Source organism: Streptomyces sp. BI87, from assembly GCF_025957665.1.
In the GTDB taxonomy this organism is placed as follows: Bacteria; Actinomycetota; Actinomycetes; order Streptomycetales; family Streptomycetaceae; genus Streptomyces; species Streptomyces albidoflavus.
In genome coordinates, this window is sequence record NZ_CP110079.1 from 4,423,820 (window position 1) to 4,442,516 (window position 18,697).

An 18,697-nucleotide genomic window follows, 5' to 3' on the forward strand; every position below is an offset into this window, starting at 1 on the left:
GTTCACAGGGCAGTCGGGGCAGTAGGGGAGTGGCGCGAGCCGGTTCAGCAGCCGGCCGGCACCTGCCGGTGCCGCTCGGCGCGAGCCGCGTACGTCCCCATCAGCGTCAGCCCCGCCACCGCCAGCACGGCCAGCGCGCCGATCAGCGCGGTGCCGGTCCAGCCGGCCGCGTGGAAGGCCGTGGCGCCGAGGACGCCACCGAGGCTGGAGCCGATGTAGTACGCCGACTGGTACAGGGCGGACGCCTGCGCGCGGCCCCGGGTCGCGGTGGCCGAGACCGAGGAGGAGGCGACCGCGTGCCCGGCGAAGAACCCGGCGGTGATCAGGACCAGGCCGGCCACGATCAGCACCAGCGAGTCGGCCAGCGAGACCACGAGTCCGGCCGCGGTGGTCCCCGCCGACAGGTAGAGCGTGCCGCGCCGCCCGAGCCGCGCCACCAGCCGCCCGGCCCGCGCCGAGGCGACCGTACCGACCAGGTAGACGACGAAGATCGAGCCGACGACGCCCTGCGGCAGCGAGAAGGGCTCGGCGCTCAGGCGGTAGCCGATCACCGTGTAGACGGCGCCGAAGACCGTCATGAACATCCCGCCGATCGCGTACAGGCGCAGCAGCAGCGGGTTGCGCAGGTGCCCGGCGACGGTGGCCGCCACCGAACGGGGGTGCAGCGTCGCCGGGGTGAAGTGGCGCGGCGCCGGCAGCAGCGCGCGGAAGAGGAAACCGCAGGCGACCGAGACCAGGCCGATCACGGCGAGGGCCGGACGCCACCCCCACTCCTGCGCGACCCAGCCGGTGACGATCCGGCCGCTCATCCCGCCGATGCTGTTGCCCGCCACGAACATGCCGATCGCGCCGACCAGCGCCCGCGGCCGCACCTCCTCACCGAGGTACGCCATCGCCGAGGCGGGCACGCCCGCCAGCGCCGCACCCTGCACCGCGCGGAGCGCCACCAGGGCACCGAGGTTCGGGGCGAAGGGCACCAGCACCGCCACCACCAGGGCGACCGAGAGCGAGACCGTCATCAGCCGGGCCCGCCCGAACCGCTCGGAGAGGGCGCTCAGCGGCAGCACACACAGGGCGAGTCCGCCGGTGGCCGCCGAGACCGTCCAGCTGGCCGCGCTCGCGGTCGCGCCGAGGTCGGCGGAGATCAGCGGCAGCAGCGCCTGGGTGGAGTAGAGGAGGGCGAAGGTGGCGAGGCCCGCGGCGAAGAGGGCGAGGCTCATCCGGCGGTAGCCGGGGCCGCCGGGCACCATCCGCGTGTCGGCGGGGGCCGGGGCGGTCGCCTGAGGAGGAGAGGAGTTCTGGGAGGTCGGGGAGACAGACGGAACACGGGCGTCCACGAGAGTCACGGACGCCCCGGTACTGGCGGGAGGCATGAGTCGAAGGTAGGACGCATGGATTCATCCGTCCAATGCATGGATCGGAGACAATCGATCCCATGACGCATCAGCACAGCTCACAGCGGCGGCTGTCGCAGAACAGTAACGCGCAAGACATTCCGGTGACCGCCGCCACAGGCCCGGGCGCCACCGGGAGCACCCCGGCCACCGCCCTCGAACCGGGCTCCTGGCCCGCCCTGCTCACCCCCCGCCTCGCCCACTTCGCCGCCGTCGCCCGCACCGAGCACGTCACCCGCGCCGCCGAGGAACTCGGCATGCCGCAGTCGACCCTCTCCCGCTCGCTGGCCCGGCTGGAGGGAGAACTCGGCGTCGACCTCTTCGCCCGGCACGGCCGCACCCTCACCCTCACCCCGGCGGGCCGCGCCTTCTCGGCTTCCGTCGAACGCGCCCTCGGCGAGGTCGAGAAGGCCGCCGAGACGGTCCGCGCCGACGCCGACCTCACCTCCGGCAAGGTCGCCTTCGGCTTCCTGCACACCATGGGCTCGGAGACCGTCCCCGCCCTGATCCGCGCCTTCCGCGCCGACCACCCGCACGTCCGCTTCACCCTGGTCCAGAACTACGGCGAGTGGATGATCGAGGCCCTGCGCGCCGGCCGCCTCGACCTCTGCCTCACCTCACCCGTCCCGGACGCCCCCGACCTGGTCGCCCGCCGCCTCGACGAACAGCGGCTGCGCCTCGTCGTCCCCGACGACCACCGCCTCGCCACCCGCCGCCGCATCCGCCTCGCCGAGGCGGCCGACGAAGCCTTCGTCACCCTCGAACCCGGCTACGGCCTGCGCCGCATCACCGACGCCCTCTGCGCCGAGGCCGGCTTCCGCCCCCGCGTCGCCTTCGAGGGCGAGGAGGCCGAGACCCTGCGCGGCCTGGTCGCCGCCGGCCTCGGCGTCGCCCTCCTCCCACCCCCGGCCGTCCCCCGCCCCGGCGTCGTCGAACTCACCGTCACCGCCCCCCGCGCGGTCCGCGAGATCGGGGTGGCCTGGATGTCCGGCCACCCGGACACGCCCCCGGTCGCGGCGTTCAAGCGGTTCCTGCTGTCCCGGCGGGGGCATCTGCTGCCGGGGTGACGGGCGGGCGGTACGTCCTATCCCGCGGCCCGGACCGCCACGTACGGATCCTCCCGCAAAGCCGTACGCCCACCAGCCCAGGCCCCCGCACCCAGCCCGACCACCGGCAGCACCAGCGCCGCCAGCGCCCACCCCAGGCCAGGCAGAGCGTCGGTGTGGCCGATCGGCAGGCCGAGCACACCGCTCAGCGGGCCCGCCAGCGCCAGCGAGAGCGCTGAGCCGAGTACGAGACCGATGCTCCCGGCGGCCAAGCCGGTCAGCGCAGCCTCCCCGAGCAGCAGCCGCCGCAAGTCGTCGCGACCGCTGCCCAGTACCCGCAGGACGGCGAAGCTCTCCAGCCGGGCCCGCGCGCTGTCCCGGGCCCGCACCCAGCCCAGGACGAAGGCCGACAGGCCGAGCACCGCGACCCCCGCACGCATCCCGAGGTCGGCCACGCCGAACAGGCCTGGCAGCTGTCGCACTCGGTCGGCCACCGGCGAGGCGGCGAAGCCCGCCTCCTGCAAGGCTTGGGTCACCTGGGCCACCTGCCTCTGGTGGCCGACAGCGACTACCGCACCGGCCGCACCGTCCTGCGCACGGAAGACCCCGACAGGCTTCCCCGCCCTGGCAGCGGCCAGCCCGGCGGCCGTCCCCTCGGCGAGGTAGGCGCCCCCGACGCCGTCCACCTGCCATGCCGGGTCGTACAGAGCCACCACCTCCAGCCGCATCACCTCGGAGGTCCCGGTCCCCGCACCGGTCGCCCGGGTGTACCCGAACGGCACCGTCCGCCCCAGCACCGCACGGAAGTCCGTCCCCTGCGCCTCGGCGGGAAGCACGACCTGCCGCGCCCCCAGCACCTCGGGCAGCCGCCCCGCCACCACCGGCAGCTCGCCCCCGGCGGGCAACGTGTGGCTCCCGAGGTCATACGTCCCCTCGCGCTCGGCGTACAGCGTCGCCGGGTAGTCCGCCACCACGTCCTCGACACCCGGCAGGGCAGCGGCCTCGCGCAGGGCGGTGGTGGTGAGAGGGCGGACGGAGTCCTCTCCCTCGAAGGAAGTCAGCTCGATGCGGGTCAGTCCACCAGCGCCCAGCACTTGGGTGTCGATGGCTCGCGCGGCTCCCGCCGCAACTCCGGAGGCCACGACGAGGAGAAATACGGGCACCGTCATAGCCACCAGAGCACCGCGGAGAGACCGGGCGTCCCGCCGCCAGCTCAGCAGAGCCCAACTCTTCACCGCTGCGCCTCCTCGGAAGCCATCTGCTCCGGCCGGGGGGCAGGCGCGACGCTCTGGTCATCGGTTGCCTGACGGGTCAAAGACCCTCGCTCGACCACGTACTGCTCCGCACAGCACTCCGCTACGGCTGGATCGTGCGTGACGAGCAAGACAGCTGCCCCCCGCGCTGCCTGCGCCCCCAAGGCGTCCAGTACGAGCTTGGCGGCGGCAGGATCGAGGCCCGCGGTCGGTTCGTCCGCCAGGATCACGGCTGGTTGCTTCACGGCTGCCCGGGCCACGGCGATACGCCGCCGCTCACCCCCTGACAACGTCGTAACCGGAGCGTCGGCGAGTTCTCCCATGCCGAGGCGTTCCACGAGCCCCCGGGCCTCCTTCCGGTGGGCTCCCAGACGGGGGCCGAAAGCGGTTGCCACGTTCTCCCAGGCATTGAGGTACGGCAGGAGGCCCACATCCTGAAGGACTACGCCGATCCTCTGCCGGCGAAGGCGGTCCCGTTCTCGCCGGCTGAGTCGTCCTGTGTCCGTACCGGCGAGGGAGAGTGTTCCTGAGGCGGGCGTGAGGATCAGCCCCAACAACGCCAGCAACGTGCTCTTGCCCGAGCCTGACGGCCCCCGGACCGAGGCTGTGACCGACGCCGACAAGGCGAGCGACGCGGAGCGGATGCCTCCCCGTTCGCCGGGATAGGCGAAGCAGAGGTTGTCGGCTACGAGTACGGGTGAGGTGTGTGCGCGCATGGTGGTCTTTCAGCAGGAGGCGCCGGCGATATGGCCAGACTCAGGCCAAGAGGTAGTAGGCGGCTCGAGTAGCCCGGGCCGAGGCGGGGCCACCCGGCCGTTCCGAGAAGAGAGCCGGGTGCTCCTTGTTCCGGTACCGGGCCAGCAGCGAGGGGAGCTCTTGATGAAGGGCTTGCGGAATAGGCTTGTTGGTGGCCAGAGCAGCCTGGAGCGCGTCTCCGGCGGCCAACAGGTCCCCTTCTGACAACTTCGCGCGTACCAAACCGACCAGGTTGACTCCCGAGACCAGATGGGCAGCGGCTTGTCGGCAGCCCGCTTCACCAAGAGCAGCTGCGAGCTGGATGGACTCGGGTTTGAGAGCTGGCGACTCCGGCCCACTCGCTGTCGCGTCGTCGGTGCGGTCCGGGCACCCCAACTCGAACTCGGCGCGGGCGGTCAGTAGCCGGTGCCATGCGCGGTGTTGGAGGGGAGCCGGCTGGACAGGGGCGCTCATTCGGCCCACTCGGCGAACTCCCTTGTCCGCCTGGGGCCCGCAATCCAGATGCAACCGGTGACAGCTGAGGGCGAGCAGCACTTGGTCGGCCCCGTCGAGCTCTTCCCGGCCTCCCTGGTCCCGAAGGCCGTTCTTCAACCACTCCGGTGCGGCCTCCCATTGCCCGCTCGCGGTCAAGGCCCGAGCGATGTCGTAGGTGGCGGTGAGGGTGCCGAGCTGCCTGGGAGCCTTTGCCCCCAGACCGTCCGGTCGCAGATCTGCTGTGGGGGACGGAAGCGTCGCGTCAGGGTTCGCAGCCAGAAGTGCGCGGCGTGAGAGCCAACGTGTCTGGGGGTCTTCATCGCGCAGGGACTGCCGAAGGCAGGCACGGCTCTCCGGTGGCAAACGCGCAGACAGGATGGAGAGCGCGGCGCGAGCGACGGGCTCCAGGCGAGCACAATCCGCTTCCTCCAGTTCTCCCACGCGGTCTAGCACACGGAGGGTCGGAGAAGAACGCCCCGCTGAGGTGAGGGCGTCACGGGCCTGTAGCACGGGAGCGGGCTCTCGCGCCTGAGCGGCGTCGGAGGAAAGCTGCTTCCAGGCCGTGGCGGGGACGGTTTCTCGCTGACCCAAGCACGTGAGGGTCTGAACGAAGGCTGCACGGGTGGCGAGGGACGTCAGGTGGTCATCCTGCGCCGACGGCTTCCGTACGTAGCTGCTCGCCTCCTCCTGTGCGGCTTCCCTGATACCGGCACGCGTCAGGACGTCCGTTGCCCGCCGGGAAGTTCTCACCACCGAGGCGGGGTTGTCGGACAAGGCCAAGCAGACGTAGTAGGCCCGCCAGGCAGGAGTGTCGAGGACATCGCGTCTCGCCAAGCCCGCCAGTTCGTCCAGAGCGGCCGGGGGAACAGGCTTAACGCGATCGCCTCGGCCGACGCCGAGGCCGACTTCCAGACGCTGGTATGCCGTCGGGTACAGGCTTGGATCGTCGCCCACCACCTGGGTGGTGCTCCGGGCCAGGTCGTTGGCTCCCCGTAGGGCCGCCAACTGCTCGACCAGCTCAGACCCCGGTCGGCCGGGCCGTTCCACCGGACTCTTGCCCAGTTCGAGGAAGGCCACCGCGGAGAATACGCCGGCGCCGAGCAGCCCGCAGAGGGAGAGGAGGAAACGCTTCCGGGTGCTTTCCGGTCTCTTCATGACGTGTTCGCAGACCGTTGCGCAGGTGACCTCATGGCAACGGGTACGCCGCTCAGCCGTTGGCGCACGCTGACGCGAAGACCTTCGTACCGGACTTGAACGCTCCCCCGTCGGAGCAGGTCGTGATGCTGGTGTTGATGGAGCCCCCAGGGTCCGCGACACCGCTGATGTCGGAGATCCAGGTGTTCGTGTTGGTCCAGCTGATGCTGCGGGTGTTCTCGCTGACCCTGGTTCCGCTGGGGGCGAGTGACAGGGTCGCCTGCCAGCCGTTCGCCTTGACGGTGGCGACGTTCGACACCTTGCTCACCTTGAACGGGTTCTTTCCTTTGCGGACCTTCGTCGAGGTCTTGAAGGAGCATTTGTCCGCATAGACGTTGCAGTGCCAGGCATTGGCGGTGACCACGGCTCTGGTCCCCGGCAACTTCGCGGTCGCGTTGTCGGAGACGGCCGAGGTGGGAGCTGCGCACACCAGGGTCATGGCACCGGAGACGGCAAGGGTCGCGACAGGGGTGGACCATCTCACGAGATGTCCGATCTTTATGGAGTGATGTTGCTTCGGTGCCCGTGATCTTAAGGAGCGCCCGTGGGCGAAACTCCCGGTATCGCGCAAATGGCACCCGAAGGGATGATCACCGCGTCAGTGCCGCAGCGACCGCCCGAACCCCGAGGCCAGCGGCATCCTGAGCCCCAGCGGCGGCGGGGCCGCGAAGGCGTCGGTGACCGGGCGGGCGAAGTCGGTGCCGAGGAGGGCGCCGAGGACGAAGTCGGTGGCGAGGGAGAGGACTTCGGTGCGGTGCTGCGCCAGGGCGTGGCCGTCCGAGTGGACCTCGAAGCGGCAGATGTCGCGGTTGGACTTCTTGGCGCGTTCGGCGAGGCGGAAGGAGAGTTCCGGATCGCAGCGCTCGTCGTTGGTGCCGTGCACGATCATCACCTGGCGTCCGGCGAGCTGGCGTACCGGCTCCGGCTCGGCGTCGGTGGACTCCTCGGGGAGCCAGGGGGCGACGGCGAGTACCGAGGTGACCGCGTGGTGTCCGGCGGTGCGCAGGGCCGCCCGTCCTCCCATGCCGCGTCCGGCGAGGCAGACGGGGACGTCGCCGTAGCGGCGGACGGCCTCGTCGGCGGCCCAGGCGGCGTCCTGGGCGAGGTCGGCGCGGTCGCCGTTCCAGCCCCGGCAGCGGTAGCGCACCACATGGGCGGCGATGCCGTGGGTGCTGCCCTCGGCGGCGAGGCGGCGCGCGAGGGCCCGGGTGCGGCGGTCGGCCAGGGGCGGGGGTCTGCGGTCGGAGTCGGGCAGGCCGGAGGGGAGCAGCAGCACCACCCCGGCGACGGCGGCCGGGGTGGCGGCGATGATGCGTCCGAGCCGGGGGTCCCGTACCGGCGTCGTGTGCTGGGTCACGACAGAACAGTCTCAGAAGCGCGGGCGTACGCCACCTGTACGGCGGGTCACCGTTGCATATCGGCGCACTGCGATCCAGGGCCGTACCCGCACGGCCCTGACGGTCTACGCGCGTAGGAGGTACAGTGCCGCAATGACGAGCCAGATCGCGGGCCAGATGGCCCCCTCCCCGGACGCCGACCAGATCCGCCGCGCCCCGAAGGTGCTCCTCCACGACCACCTCGACGGCGGCCTGCGCCCCGGCACGATCGCCGAACTCGCCGCCGAACAGGGGTACTCGGCGCTCCCCGAGAGCGACCCGGTCAAGCTCGGCGCCTGGTTCAGGGAGGCCGCGGACTCCGGCTCGCTGGAGCGGTACCTGGAGACGTTCTCGCACACCGTCGGCGTCATGCAGACCCGCGAGGCCCTCTTCCGGGTCGCCGCCGAGGCCGCCGAGGACCTCGCGGCCGACGGCGTCGTCTATGCCGAGATCCGGTACGCCCCCGAGCAGCACCTCGACGGCGACCTCTCCCTCGAAGAGGTCGTCGAGGCGGTCAACGAAGGGTTCCGCGAGGGCGAGCGCCGGGCGCTGGCGGCCGGTCACCGCATCCGCGTCGGCGCCCTGCTGACCGCCATGCGGCACGCCGCCCGTTCGCTGGAGATCGCCGAACTGGCCAACCGTTACCGGGACTCGGGCGTCGTCGGCTTCGACATCGCGGGCGCCGAGGCCGGCTTCCCGCCCACCCGCCACCTCGACGCCTTCGAGTACCTGAAGCGGGAGAACAACCACTTCACCATCCACGCCGGTGAGGCATTCGGCCTGCCCTCGATCTGGCAGGCGCTCCAGTGGTGCGGCGCCGACCGGCTCGGCCACGGCGTGCGGATCATCGACGACATCGAGGTGGCCGGCGACGGCTCGGTCAAGCTCGGCCGCCTCGCCTCCTACGTCCGCGACAAGCGCGTCCCGCTGGAGCTCTGCCCGACCTCCAACCTCCAGACCGGCGCCGCCCCCTCCTACACGGAGCACCCCATCGGCCTGCTCCGCAGCCTCGGCTTCCGCGCCACGGTCAACACCGACAACCGCCTCATGAGCGGCACCTCGATGAGCGCGGAGTTCGCGCACCTGGTCGAGGCATTCGGCTACACGCTCGACGACATGCAGTGGTTCACCGTCAATGCGATGAAGTCCGCGTTCATTCCTTTCGATGAACGCCTCGCGATGATCAACGAGGTGATCAAGCCCGGTTACGCCGCACTCCGCTCGGCCTGGCTCTTCCGGGAGACCGTCCCGACCAGCGGTTCCGTCGGAACCGGCGACTGAGAACGGTTTCCCCGGGCAACGGCTGAACCGTCAATTCCGGGTGCGGACACGGCTGCGGCCGGTGTTTGTGGGCCGCCCGGCGGCGTGGCTACGGTCGCCACGGCCGCCGGAGCGGTGGCAGTCACCCGCCCCCCCCACAAGGACGTGTCCCATGAAGAAGCAGGCGAAGCACGCCAAGCCCTCGAAGTCGTCGCAGTTCGCGGCGAGGTCCCTCGGAGCCGTCGCGCTCGGCGCCGCCTTCGCGGCCGCCGGCGGCGGCGTGGCCTCGGCCGACACCGGTCTGCCCAAGCCCTCCGACGCCCTGACGACCGTCGACCAGACCCTGCCGCTCGGCGAGGTCGCCCAGTCGACGCTGCCCGCCGGCGCCCCCGAGGCGGTCGGCAGCGGGGTGCGGGCCGTGGGCATGGGCGCCGACGCCCTCGTCGACAAGGCGAGCGACCCGCGCGCCCTCCTCGCCGAGCTGCCCAACGTCGACGACCTCGGCGTCGAGGGCCTGCCCACCGACGCCCTGCTCCGCCGCTGAGCCCAGCCGCCTCCCGCGCACCGCACGCCGACGGCCGGGTCTCCCGCAGAAGGGAGACCCGGCCGTCGGTGCTGTCCGGGGGCGGGCGGGGCGCACCCGCGGTGCGGCGTCACCAGGACTGCCGGGCGGCGCTCTTCTCGCTCGGCAGCAGGAACCACAGAGCCAGGTAGAGCAGGAACTGCGGGCCCGGCAGCAGGCAGGAGACGACGAAGATCACGCGCATGGTGCCGGCGGAGGTGCCGAAGCGCTGGGCGAGCGCCGCGCACACGCCGCCGATCATCCGTCCGTGGGTGGGCCGGACCAGGCTGGAGGCCATGAGAACTCCTTCGCGTACGTCGGGACGGAACCCGGTCGGGCCCCGCGCGGGCTCCGGCCTCCCCGGCCGGACCTCCCGCTCTTCTTCCACGGTACGCAGGACGAATGCGTCCAAGCCTCGCTCTACGGGGCGATGCCCACCCTGGAAATCGTCGGGGTCGCACCCTGAGCGCGTCCCTCCTCCCAGCGGCGCAGCACCTCGGGGGAGCCCTGCCCCGCCCGCCGTGTCGGCCCCGGCCGCGCCCCGCCGCCCCGTGCCCCGGGTGCCGGACGGCGCGGCCGGCCGGGCTCCCGGCGCAGCCGGGCCCGCGCGGCGGGGACCACGGCGAGATGGAGCACGGCCACACCTGCCGTGTTGAGCAGCACCGAGTCGACATCCACCACCCGGCCGGGCACGCCCGTCTGGAGGAGTTCGATCGCCAGCGAGATGAGGGCGGCCGCCGAAACCGTACGCAGGAGCGAACCGAGCGGGGAGACGTGGAGCCGCCCGTCGGCCAGCGGCAGGAGGATGCCGAGCGGCGCGAGGAGGGCCAGACCGGAGCCGATCCGGGTGGCCGCCTCGGCGGGGCCGCGGGCGAGGTCGGCGCGGATGCCGGCCAGCGGATGCAGATTGGTCGCGCTCACCCAGGGAACGTCCAGGGGACGCAGCGTGACCCATCCGACGAGAAGGAGATGGGCGACGAGGAGGAGACCCCCAGCCGCACGGAAGCCGATCGGGGCGCTCTCGCCGCCCCAGCCTTGACGCTGCACGCAGTCAAGGACGCGGGGGGCGGCTCCGGCGGTTCCCGCCGATCGCGGGGAAGTGGCCGGGCGTCGTAGCGCACCGTGTCCGTACCGGCCGGACGGTCGGCCCCGGGTCAGGGCGCGACGGTCTGGGCCGGCGTCGGCGCGGTGCCGGGCCGGGTGCGTACCTCGTCGGTGCAGGAGTAACGGCGCAACGGCGCGTCGTCCGGTCCGCCGAGGACGACGGAGCCGTCGGAGGCGGCCGCCGGGCTCCCCGAGAAGGTGCAGACGACCTGTGCGAGTGCGAATACGGAAAGGTTCTCCGGGAGGGTGCCCAGGCGCAGCGCCTCCTGCGGGTCGCCCTCGCCGGGGCCCGTCACGGTCAGCCCCTTGCGGACGTCCGTGGAGAAACCGGCCCGCTCCTCGTCGTCGGCCGGGGCGCGGCCCAGCTCCTCCAGCAGAGCCCGCGCCATGCGGACCGGGTCGCCGGCGTGCCGCTCGCGCACCGGCAGCACCCGGTCGACGTCGACCAGCCGGCCGCCGCACATCAGCGCGACCGGCGCGGTGAACTCCCCGGCCTCCGGCTCGACGACCTGGCCGCCCGCCACCTGGCAGGCGGCCCGCGAGGGGGCCGGGCCGAAGTCGGTCGGCACCTCCGTCGCCCGGATGCCGCAGCCGCTCAGCACGGTCGCCGCCACCGCCGCCAGGAGCGGCCAGGCCGCCCGTACCGTCTTCCTGCCCGTCACCGCCGGTCGCCGCCTTCCCCGCCCGGTGTCGCGGGGTGGGCCCCGCCGTCGTCGCCGGTGTCCTCGTCGCCCTCGGCCTCCACCGCGCCGCCGTCCATCGGCAGCCGCAGCGTGAAGACCGCTCCGCCCTCGGGGGAGTTGGCGGCGCTGATGTCGCCGCCGTGGATGTGCGCGTTCTCCACCGCGATGGAGAGGCCGAGTCCGCTGCCGTCCGAACGCGGCCGGGAGGCGCTCGCCTTGTAGAACCGGTCGAAGACGTGCGGCAGCACCTCCTCCGGGATGCCGGGGCCGTGGTCCCGTACCCGGATCACCAGCCGGTCCCCGGCCTCCTCGCCGTCCTGTGGCGGCTCGACGCGGACCGAGACGCGGACCGGGGAGCCGCCGTGCTTGAGCGCGTTGCCGATGAGGTTGGCGAGGATCACGTCGAGGCGGCGCGGGTCGACGTGGGCCATGATGCCCCGCTCGGCGTCCAGCTCGACCGCGTCCAGCCAGGCCCGCGCGTCGATGCAGGCGGTGATCTGGTCGGCGATGTCCACGGTGTCCAGGACCAGCCGGGCGGTGCCCGCGTCGAAGCGGGTCACCTCCATCAGGTTCTCCACCAGCGTGTTGAGCCGCCGGGTCTCGCCGATGACCAGCCGGACCGCCGGTTCGATCATCGGGTCGACGCTGCCGGTCTCCGCGTCCAGCTCCTCCTCCAGCACCTCGGTGACGGCGGTGATCGCGGTCAGCGGGGTCCGCAGCTCGTGCGACATGTCGGCGACGAACCTGCGGCTCGCCTCCTCCCGGTCGCTCATCGCGTCGACCTGCTTCTCCAAGGCTGCCGCCGTCCGGTTGAAGGTCCGCGACAGCTCGGCCAGTTCGTCGGTGCCCGAGACCCGCAGCCTGGTGTGGAGCTTGCCCTCGCCGAGCCGCCGGGCCGCGATGCCGAGCCGGTGCACCGGCTTCAGCACGGTGGTCGCCGCCGCGTGGGCCAGCAGCGCGGCGCCGATCAGCGCCAGCGTCGTGGCGATCCCCAGCGACCAGGCCAGCGAGTTGAGGTCGTCCGCCTCCGCCTGGAGCGACTTCTTCAGATAGCCGGTCGGTCCGCCCCCGGCCACCCGCGCCCCGCCGATCAGGTACGGCGTCCCGTCCTCCACCGTCCGCTGCCAGAACAGGTGGTACGCCGCCGGGTCGCCCGAGGCCCCCTCCTGCTCCTCGCCGACCGCGTCGCGCAGTGCGCGCGGCACGTCGGCCACGGTGAAGGTGTCGAGGTCGGAGTTGCCCGCGACCCGGTGCCCGTCCTCGTTCTCGTCCAGCAGGACCACCGCGTAATGCTGACTGGAGTCCGCCATCCCGGTGGCCGCGTCCCGCAGTTCGGCCTGCGAGGGGTGGGGCGGCAGCGCGGCCGCGTGACTCTGCAACTCCTGGTGGAAGTCGCTCAGCGCGGCGTCCTGTGTCCGGGTCAGCACCGCCTCCCGGTTCAGCCAGTACGCGATCCCCGACGCGGAGACGGCGGCGGTCAGCGCGACCAGCCCGAAGACCAGCACGAGCCGCAGCCGCAGACTGGTGAACCGCAGCCCGGCCAGCAGCCGCCCGCGCGCACCCCGGTCCTCGCCCGTCTCGTCGATCACGCCCTCGTCGCCCGTACCGCCCGGTTCCTCGGGCGCGCGGGTCTCGCCGCCCCGGGAGGCGGCCGTGTGTGCCGGTCTCACTGAGGCGCGTCCAGCCGGTAGCCCACCCCGCGCACGGTACGGATCAGCGTCGGGGAGGACGGCACGTCCTCCACCTTGGCGCGCAGCCGCTGCACACAGGCGTCGACCAGCCGCGAGTCACCGAGGTAGTCGTGCTCCCAGACCAGCCGCAGCAACTGCTGCCGGGAGAGCGCCTGCCCCGGCCTGCGGGACAGCTCCAGGAGCAACCGCAGCTCGGTCGGGGTCAGTTGCAGATCCTCGCCGTTCTTGGTGACCGTCATCGCGGCCCGGTCGATCACCAGCGACCCGAAGACCGCCGCGTCGTTCGACTCCCGCTCGCCCCGCCGCAGCACGGCACGGATACGCGCGTCCAGCACCCGGCCCTGGACCGGCTTGACCACGTAGTCGTCGGCGCCGGACTCCAGCCCCACCACCACGTCGATGTCGTCGCTGCGCGCGGTCAGCAGGATGATCGGCAACTGGTCCGTGCGGCGGATGCGCCGGCACACCTCGAAGCCGTCGATGCCCGGCAGCATCACGTCCAGCACGATCAGGTCCGGCCGCTGCTCGCGCAGGAGCGTCAGACCCTCCTCGCCGGTGGCAGCGGTCGCCACCCGATGCCCCTGGCGCGTCAGCGACAGCTCCAGAGCGGTACGGATGGCGTCGTCGTCCTCGATCAGCAACAGGGAAGGCACGCCCGCCATTCTGTCCCATGCCGCCGCCGAGTTCGACAGGTGGAGGGTTCCCTTACTTCATCCACACCCCGACGGGCCCTGTGACAGGGCTGTGACAGTCGGCGGACACCGCCATGATGTCGCTTCGGCAGGCTTCTGGGCAGACGGGAAAACCCAGGCTCCACGACGAGGAGGGCACGCGATGAACGCACCGCACAGCAAGAACTCTGGTGCGGTTGTCACGCGTCTGCACGACGTGGCGCTGCGGTCCACCGAGAAGTCCGGTGCCGTGAGCGGGCGGGGGTGCGCTCGCGGCGCCGGGCGTCAGCACGTCGTGTATGCGGAGCGCCAGCCCCGCGTCACCGTGTTCGACGCACTCCAGACGGGCCGGGGGGCCACGGGGGACCCCCGGAACCGGGACGCGTACGGGGAGACGGGGGACCGGCCCGAGCAGACCGAGCGGGACGACGCCGAAGCGGCGTTCACCGCCTACGTCCGCGAGCGCCGCGCCTCCCTGTACGCGACCGCCTACCACCTGACCGGCGACCGGTACGAGGCCGAGGACCTGCTCCAGAGCGCCCTCTTCTCCACCTACCGCGCCTGGCACCGGATCAGCGACAAGGCGGCCGTCGGCGGCTACCTCCGCCGCACCATGACCAACCTGCACATCAGCGCCTGGCGGCGCCGCAAGCTCAACGAGTACCCGACCGAGGAGCTGCCCGAGACGGCCGGCGACACGGACGCCATGCGCGGCACCGAACTCCGCGCCGTCCTGTGGCAGGCACTCGCCCGGCTCCCCGAACTCCAGCGCACCATGCTGGTCCTCCGCTACTACGAGGGCCGTACGGACCCGGAGATCGCGGACATACTCGACATCAGTGTCGGCACGGTCAAGTCCAGCATCTGGCGCTCCCTGCGCCGGCTGCGCGACGACGAAGTCCTCAGCTTCGGCCGTGACCAGGAGGAGTCCTTCGGCGAACTCGTCGCCTGAAGGATCAGGCCCCGCACAGCGGGGCCGGACGGGGGAAAGGCGGGCAGCCCACGGGGGACGTGGGGCAGCCCGAGGGGGAACCGGGACCGCTCACGATCGGGGGATCAGGCGCGGGCCCTGACCAGGGGGGAACGGGGGAACAGGGGGAAAACGGGGGACGCCAGGGCCGGGGGGCCTTGGCGGACCACGGGGGAACACGGGGGTCCGGGGGGATCACCGGAAGGGCGCGGGACCGGAGGGCCGGGGGGTCTGTCCGGTTCCGCGCTCGTCTTTCGTTTGAGGGGGAGAGGGCGTCCTTTCGAGGGCGCCCTTTCGGTTTATCAGGGGTGTGTGTGCCAATGGGCTGCAAGGTCCGACGTGCTACTGATTGCCGTCACCCTGACGGCAGTTGAGGCTGGAGCGGCAGGCGTGAGCGGGGCGTTCAGACATGGCAGCAGCGGCTGGCGGCGGGGGTACTTCGGCGGAGAAAGGACGGGCCGGACAGGAGTCAGATTCTGCGCGCGACCCGTTCGACTTGGCCCGAGAGACCATGCAGCGCATATATGACGAGCGCCGGAAGGGCTCCGAGCAGCAGGTGGTGCAGTCGGCCGGTGAAGCCGACAACGTTTTCATCGCCCACTCCGGCACCGGTGCGATCACCATCCCCCCGTCGACAGGCTGGCGCAGCAGCAGAAGTTCCACTTCCACTTCCTGCACCACACGCTGAAGCAGGCGGAGTGGTGCACGCCGGCAACCCTGACCTCAGCTACCTGCCGTACGCGACGAGCCTCACCGGGGCCCTGATCACCGTCGGGGGCGGGGCGCTGGCGCTGCACTCGAAGCGGACCACGGCCAATCTGACCAAGGCCGCCGAGGACAACGAGTAGAAGATCGACATCGATCACAAGCTCGAAGTCGCCACGACCTTCATCGACCGGGTCGAGGACGCCAGGCAGAAGGACGACCTCAACTCGGCCGCCGCGATGAAGGCACTGGACATGGATGCGGCTCCCGAGGCCATGGTCCAGCGGCTCCTGCCGGAACAGTCGAAGCAGCTCGGGCAGGGTGACTCGGCGTGCTGAGGCAGGGCTTCCTTTCAGACGCCTGTACGCGTCTCAAGCCTTGACCCGTTCCGTCAACAACTCGTCCCCGGCCCGGAACCGCTCGGTCCCGCCCTCCTCCCACGTGACCCTCACGAACAGGCCGCCCATCGCCCCGATGTCGGTCGCCGTCGCCTTGACCGTGCGCCACACGCCCTCGTAGCCGATCCGGTCGCCCGGGGCGACGGGGGCGGCCAGTCTGGTCGACCTCGTTCCCGCGTCCTCGCTCACGAACGGCCGCCGTTCCGCAGGGCTTCCGTCGGCTGGGCGGCCACGTCGGCGCGGACTCGGCCCAGTTCCACGAGGCCGAGGTGCGGGGAGGCGGTGTCCACGGCGAGGGAGGGGAGGACGATGCCGGCGTCGGCGAGCGCGGTCCGGAGCGACTCGACCGCTGTGGACGGGGCGATGGCCTGGTGATTCGTGGTCGTCATGGACGGGACGGTAGGGCTGGGGTGTTGATGCGCGAGGTGTTGTTTTCTTGTGTTTGCTCGACAGAGCAGACATGTGCTGGTGTTTTCTCTCCGGTTCGGCGGCCGTGGCCGTACCGCGCGAACTGTTGGTGAACTGGGGACCGAAGGAGAGGGAGCGGGTGCCCGAGCTCGTGGACCGGGAGGGGTTCCGCCGCCTCTTCGAGACCTTCCGGCACACCGCCTGGCGGCTGGAGACGCGGCGAGGTTACGCCTCGGATCGCGAGGACCCGGACTACCAGGAGTTCCTGGCCACCGGCTCCGCGCCCTGCGACCTGAACGAGCCCTGGTTCGTCAACATCAAGGCCCAGACCGAGGCGGGCAAGACGGTCGGGCGGGTGCGTATCGCCGACAAGCCGATGACGACGGGGCAGCGGTTCCTGCTCGACTACTCCAGGTACAACGCGGCGGTCGGCGAGGACATCCGGTACCTGTGGCGCGAGGACGCCGCTGATCTGCCTGCCGAAGATTTCTGGATCTTCGACTCGCGCCTGGTCGCGCTGCTCCACTTCGACGACGCCGACAACATCGTGAACATCGAGCTGATCACCGAACCGGCCGAGGTCGTGCGGTACGCCATCGTCCGTGACGCGGCGAGGCACCACGCCGTTCCGTTCAACCAGTTCGCCTCGACGGAATGACGTGTGACCGGTGAGCACCGACTACCAGCAAGCCAGGGTGGCCCTCGGAGTGCGGCTGCGCGAACTCCGTTTCACGTGCCCTGGTGGTCGGCTCACCGGTCAGCAGCTCGCCCAGCGACTCGGGTGGGCGGGCTCCAAGGTCAGCAAGCTGGAGCACGGCAGGCAGACGGCCACTCCCGAGGATCTGCGAGCGTGGGCGTACGCCACCGGGCAGCCAGAGGCGTACGCCGAGCTGGCCGCCCGGCTGGCGGGGTTCGAATCGCACATCAGGTCGTGGCGTCGCGCGCTCGCCAACGGTTTCCAACCGATGCACGAGGGGCTGAGCGCCGAGATCGGCCGGGTTTCCGAGATGTGGATCTGGGAGGAGTCCGTGATCCCCGGCCTCCTCCAGACCCCCGAATACGCCCGCCACGTCATCCAGCGGTACGCGGAGTTGCTGGGCGGGGCCAGCGACGTCGAAGCGGCTGTGCTCTCGCGGGTGCGGCGGCAGGAGTGGCTGTACCGGCCCGGACGGAAGCTGTACGTCCTGGTGTGGGAAGCGGCGCTGCGGTCGCTGATCTGCCCGCGTGACGTGCTGGCCGCGCAGCTCGACCGTCTTGCCGGGATGATCGGCATGGAGACGGTGGAGCTGGGGGTCATCCCGTTCAGCGCCTCGGTCAGGATCGTGCCCGCCAACGGGTTCTGGGTCCTCGACGACCGTCTGGTGGTCGCCGAGGACTGGCACGCCGAGATGTGGCTGGACGACGCCGACAACGTCACCCTCTACAGGAGGGTCTGGCGCACCTTGCACGCGTCAGCCGTTCACGGGACCGAAGCGCATCGCGTCATCCACACCGCCCGCCGCGCCCTAAACCCGGCCTAACGAGCCGCCTCCGACCCCGCGACCGGGCGGTCCCCCGTCCCCCGTGCCGTCACACGGCGCCCCGCCGCTGCCGCGGCCAAGCGGCAGAGGGCCTCCTCGCGGGTGCAGGGGTGGGCGCCGAGGGCCGACTGGCGGGCGATGATGGCGCGTTCGGCGCGGAGGAGGCGCCAGCCTCGGCGGAGGAGGACCGGGAGGGGTTTGCGGGCCTCGCGGAGGTCGCGGGCGAGGCGGCGGCGGAAGGTGGTGGTGGGGTGGCCGCGCAGGCAGAGGGCGTCGGCGAGCAGGCCCCGTTCGCGGCAGCGTTCCACCAGGTCGGCGGCGAAGATGCCCTCCGCGATGAAGAGCGGGGTGCGGTCGATGTCCAGGGTGGACGCGCCGACGCGGGCGCTCGCCCCGATGTCGTAGACCGGGACGCGTGCGCGGCCCCGGCGGCAGAGGGACTCGATGGCGTCGAGGGCCGCGTCGGAGTCCCAGGAGAGCGGGGAGTCCCAGTCGGTCTCGCCCGTGGCGGGGAGCAGCGGCAGCGTGGGGTCGCCGGTCTCCTTGTAGAAGTCGTCGAGTGCCAGCACCGGCAGGCCGGAGTGGGCGGCGAGCGAGGTCTTGCCGGAACCGGAGGGACCGGTCAGCAGGACCACGCGGGTCGGTATCGGACTGAGGCTGCTCACGGGAGAACAGTGTGCGGCATCCACCCGAAGGGTTCACCTTCCGGGGCGGGCTTTGGAACGCACGTCACGCCTCAACTACGCTGGGTGTCCGTATGCTCACGCATGTCCGCAACTTCCCCTCAGGTGGCGCACCATGGCACGACACGCAGCACCCTCCCGACCGACCGCCCCGCGCGCGCTGCTCCGCGCCGGCCTCACCCTCGGCGCGCTGGGCGCCGCGCTGACCGCCGGGGCGGCCACCGCCCAGGCCGCCGAGGAGCAGCCGGGCGCCGCGACCGGCGAGACCCTGTCCGCCGTCACCGGCGCCGTCGGCATCGCCACCGGCTCGCTCGACTCGGCGACCACGCACAGCCTCGGCCCGGTCAAGAACCTCCAGATCAACCCGCTGGCGGGCACCGGGACCGACCCGCTGGACAACACCGTCGGCACCCAGGTCGCCGACTTCCAGCCGGTCTCCACCGAGGCGGTCACCGGGTCGCTCGCGAACGGCGGCTCGCTCACCGACCTGCCGGTGGTCGGCCAGGTCGCGGGGCTGCTGCCGGGCTGAGCCGCGAGGAGTACGCGCGA

The 18,697-nt window shown here is 71.9% G+C and carries 21 protein-coding genes and 1 pseudogene; 8 read left to right on the forward strand and 14 right to left on the reverse strand.

Annotation, left to right across the window (positions count from 1 at the left end; translation table 11 throughout):
* Positions 1-44 precede the first annotated feature (44 nt).
* Positions 45-1,373, reverse strand: coding sequence for an MFS transporter (locus tag OIM89_RS19740; RefSeq protein WP_175458584.1), 1,329 nt, complete (start codon positions 1,371-1,373; stop codon positions 45-47).
* Between the two features lie 62 nt (positions 1,374-1,435).
* Here OIM89_RS19740 and OIM89_RS19745 point away from each other — a divergent pair, with 62 nt between their 5' ends.
* Positions 1,436-2,461: a LysR family transcriptional regulator gene (locus OIM89_RS19745; protein WP_217465931.1), complete on the forward strand. Its 1,026-nt coding sequence runs from the start codon at positions 1,436-1,438 to the stop codon at positions 2,459-2,461.
* A 17-nt stretch (positions 2,462-2,478) separates the two neighbouring features.
* On the opposite strand, the gene OIM89_RS19750 is transcribed toward OIM89_RS19745, so the two are convergent.
* The 5 genes from OIM89_RS19750 to OIM89_RS19770 form a co-directional block, all read right to left on the reverse strand.
* Positions 2,479-3,609: an FtsX-like permease family protein gene (locus OIM89_RS19750; protein WP_078858019.1), complete on the reverse strand. Its 1,131-nt coding sequence runs from the start codon at positions 3,607-3,609 to the stop codon at positions 2,479-2,481.
* A gap of 62 nt (positions 3,610-3,671) precedes the next feature.
* Positions 3,672-4,409, reverse strand: a complete 738-nt coding sequence (locus OIM89_RS19755) for an ATP-binding cassette domain-containing protein (protein ID WP_052230963.1) — start codon at positions 4,407-4,409, stop codon at positions 3,672-3,674.
* Between the two features lie 40 nt (positions 4,410-4,449).
* On the reverse strand, positions 4,450-6,078 hold the full coding sequence (locus OIM89_RS19760; protein ID WP_264491481.1) for a hypothetical protein: 1,629 nt from the start codon (positions 6,076-6,078) through the stop codon (positions 4,450-4,452).
* 52 nt (positions 6,079-6,130) lie between these two features.
* On the reverse strand, positions 6,131-6,601 hold the full coding sequence (locus OIM89_RS19765; protein ID WP_229360104.1) for a hypothetical protein: 471 nt from the start codon (positions 6,599-6,601) through the stop codon (positions 6,131-6,133).
* Positions 6,602-6,715: 114 nt separating this feature from the next.
* A complete protein-coding gene (locus tag OIM89_RS19770; RefSeq protein ID WP_030698510.1) occupies positions 6,716-7,474 on the reverse strand; it encodes a dienelactone hydrolase family protein in 759 nt (252 codons plus the stop codon).
* Between the two features lie 133 nt (positions 7,475-7,607).
* Between OIM89_RS19770 and OIM89_RS19775 the strand changes: the two genes are divergently transcribed.
* Together OIM89_RS19775 and OIM89_RS19780 are read left to right on the forward strand one after the other, a co-directional pair.
* Positions 7,608-8,774, forward strand: a complete 1,167-nt coding sequence (locus tag OIM89_RS19775; protein ID WP_226965293.1) for an adenosine deaminase — start codon at positions 7,608-7,610, stop codon at positions 8,772-8,774.
* A gap of 151 nt (positions 8,775-8,925) precedes the next feature.
* Positions 8,926-9,297, forward strand: coding sequence for a hypothetical protein (locus tag OIM89_RS19780; RefSeq protein WP_030698512.1), 372 nt, complete (start codon positions 8,926-8,928; stop codon positions 9,295-9,297).
* Between the two features lie 109 nt (positions 9,298-9,406).
* On the opposite strand, the gene OIM89_RS19785 is transcribed toward OIM89_RS19780, so the two are convergent.
* From OIM89_RS19785 to afsQ1, 5 genes are all read right to left on the reverse strand, one after another.
* Complete coding sequence (locus OIM89_RS19785; protein ID WP_030698513.1) at positions 9,407-9,613, reverse strand: PspC domain-containing protein; 207 nt, start codon at positions 9,611-9,613, stop codon at positions 9,407-9,409.
* A 122-nt stretch (positions 9,614-9,735) separates the two neighbouring features.
* A complete protein-coding gene (locus tag OIM89_RS19790) occupies positions 9,736-10,362 on the reverse strand; it encodes a VanZ family protein (protein WP_030698514.1) in 627 nt (208 codons plus the stop codon).
* Between the two features lie 107 nt (positions 10,363-10,469).
* The gene (locus OIM89_RS19795; RefSeq protein WP_047464844.1) at positions 10,470-11,081 is read right to left on the reverse strand and encodes a hypothetical protein; all 612 of its coding nucleotides are present in this window, start codon (positions 11,079-11,081) and stop codon (positions 10,470-10,472) included.
* Positions 11,078-12,772, reverse strand: a complete 1,695-nt coding sequence (locus OIM89_RS19800; RefSeq protein WP_030698516.1) for a sensor histidine kinase — start codon at positions 12,770-12,772, stop codon at positions 11,078-11,080. The genes OIM89_RS19795 and OIM89_RS19800 overlap by 4 nt, the downstream gene beginning before the upstream one ends.
* A complete protein-coding gene (gene afsQ1 / locus OIM89_RS19805; RefSeq protein WP_003948375.1) occupies positions 12,769-13,446 on the reverse strand; it encodes a two-component system response regulator AfsQ1 in 678 nt (225 codons plus the stop codon). The genes OIM89_RS19800 and afsQ1 overlap by 4 nt, the downstream gene beginning before the upstream one ends.
* A 181-nt stretch (positions 13,447-13,627) precedes the next feature.
* Here afsQ1 and OIM89_RS19810 point away from each other — a divergent pair, with 181 nt between their 5' ends.
* Entirely contained in the window at positions 13,628-14,416 is a 789-nt protein-coding gene (locus tag OIM89_RS19810) for a SigE family RNA polymerase sigma factor (protein WP_030698517.1), read from the forward strand.
* A 716-nt stretch (positions 14,417-15,132) separates the two neighbouring features.
* Complete coding sequence (locus tag OIM89_RS19815) at positions 15,133-15,282, forward strand: hypothetical protein (RefSeq protein ID WP_264491482.1); 150 nt, start codon at positions 15,133-15,135, stop codon at positions 15,280-15,282.
* Between the two features lie 228 nt (positions 15,283-15,510).
* Here the strand turns inward: OIM89_RS19815 and OIM89_RS19820 are convergent, their stop codons facing one another.
* Together OIM89_RS19820 and OIM89_RS19825 are read right to left on the reverse strand one after the other, a co-directional pair.
* Positions 15,511-15,726 (reverse strand): hypothetical protein, encoded by a 216-nt coding sequence (locus OIM89_RS19820; protein ID WP_264491483.1) that lies wholly within the window; start codon positions 15,724-15,726, stop codon positions 15,511-15,513.
* Positions 15,723-15,926, reverse strand: coding sequence for a hypothetical protein (locus tag OIM89_RS19825; protein ID WP_195730951.1), 204 nt, complete (start codon positions 15,924-15,926; stop codon positions 15,723-15,725). The genes OIM89_RS19820 and OIM89_RS19825 overlap by 4 nt, the downstream gene beginning before the upstream one ends.
* A gap of 89 nt (positions 15,927-16,015) precedes the next feature.
* On the opposite strand from OIM89_RS19825, the pseudogene OIM89_RS19830 reads away from it, so the two are divergent.
* A pseudogene (locus OIM89_RS19830) lies at positions 16,016-16,603 on the forward strand (DUF6879 family protein); the annotation flags it as partial.
* A gap of 10 nt (positions 16,604-16,613) precedes the next feature.
* Positions 16,614-17,465, forward strand: coding sequence for a helix-turn-helix domain-containing protein (locus tag OIM89_RS19835; protein ID WP_195730952.1), 852 nt, complete (start codon positions 16,614-16,616; stop codon positions 17,463-17,465).
* On the opposite strand, the gene OIM89_RS19840 is transcribed toward OIM89_RS19835, so the two are convergent.
* Positions 17,462-18,130 (reverse strand): uridine kinase, encoded by a 669-nt coding sequence (locus OIM89_RS19840; protein ID WP_030698923.1) that lies wholly within the window; start codon positions 18,128-18,130, stop codon positions 17,462-17,464. The two genes, OIM89_RS19835 and OIM89_RS19840, sit on opposite strands and share 4 nt — an antisense overlap.
* Before the next feature lie 133 nt (positions 18,131-18,263).
* Between OIM89_RS19840 and OIM89_RS19845 the strand changes: the two genes are divergently transcribed.
* Positions 18,264-18,677, forward strand: coding sequence for a hypothetical protein (locus OIM89_RS19845; protein ID WP_047464868.1), 414 nt, complete (start codon positions 18,264-18,266; stop codon positions 18,675-18,677).
* The last annotated feature ends 20 nt before the right edge of the window (positions 18,678-18,697 follow it).

Bases quoted from the DNA above. Each gene is read 5' to 3' on its own strand.
- OIM89_RS19740 (WP_175458584.1), bottom strand. From the start codon at position 1,373: ATGCCTCCCGCCAGTACCGGGGCGTCCGTGACTCTCGTGGACGCCCGT.
- OIM89_RS19745 (WP_217465931.1), top strand. From the start codon at position 1,436: ATGACGCATCAGCACAGCTCACAGCGGCGGCTGTCGCAGAACAGTAAC.
- OIM89_RS19750 (WP_078858019.1), bottom strand. From the start codon at position 3,609: ATGACGGTGCCCGTATTTCTCCTCGTCGTGGCCTCCGGAGTTGCGGCG.
- OIM89_RS19755 (WP_052230963.1), bottom strand. From the start codon at position 4,409: ATGCGCGCACACACCTCACCCGTACTCGTAGCCGACAACCTCTGCTTC.
- OIM89_RS19760 (WP_264491481.1), bottom strand. From the start codon at position 6,078: ATGAAGAGACCGGAAAGCACCCGGAAGCGTTTCCTCCTCTCCCTCTGC.
- OIM89_RS19775 (WP_226965293.1), top strand. From the start codon at position 7,608: ATGACGAGCCAGATCGCGGGCCAGATGGCCCCCTCCCCGGACGCCGAC.
- OIM89_RS19780 (WP_030698512.1), top strand. From the start codon at position 8,926: ATGAAGAAGCAGGCGAAGCACGCCAAGCCCTCGAAGTCGTCGCAGTTC.
- OIM89_RS19785 (WP_030698513.1), bottom strand. From the start codon at position 9,613: ATGGCCTCCAGCCTGGTCCGGCCCACCCACGGACGGATGATCGGCGGC.
- OIM89_RS19810 (WP_030698517.1), top strand. From the start codon at position 13,628: ATGAACGCACCGCACAGCAAGAACTCTGGTGCGGTTGTCACGCGTCTG.
- OIM89_RS19825 (WP_195730951.1), bottom strand. From the start codon at position 15,926: ATGACGACCACGAATCACCAGGCCATCGCCCCGTCCACAGCGGTCGAG.
- OIM89_RS19845 (WP_047464868.1), top strand. From the start codon at position 18,264: ATGGCACGACACGCAGCACCCTCCCGACCGACCGCCCCGCGCGCGCTG.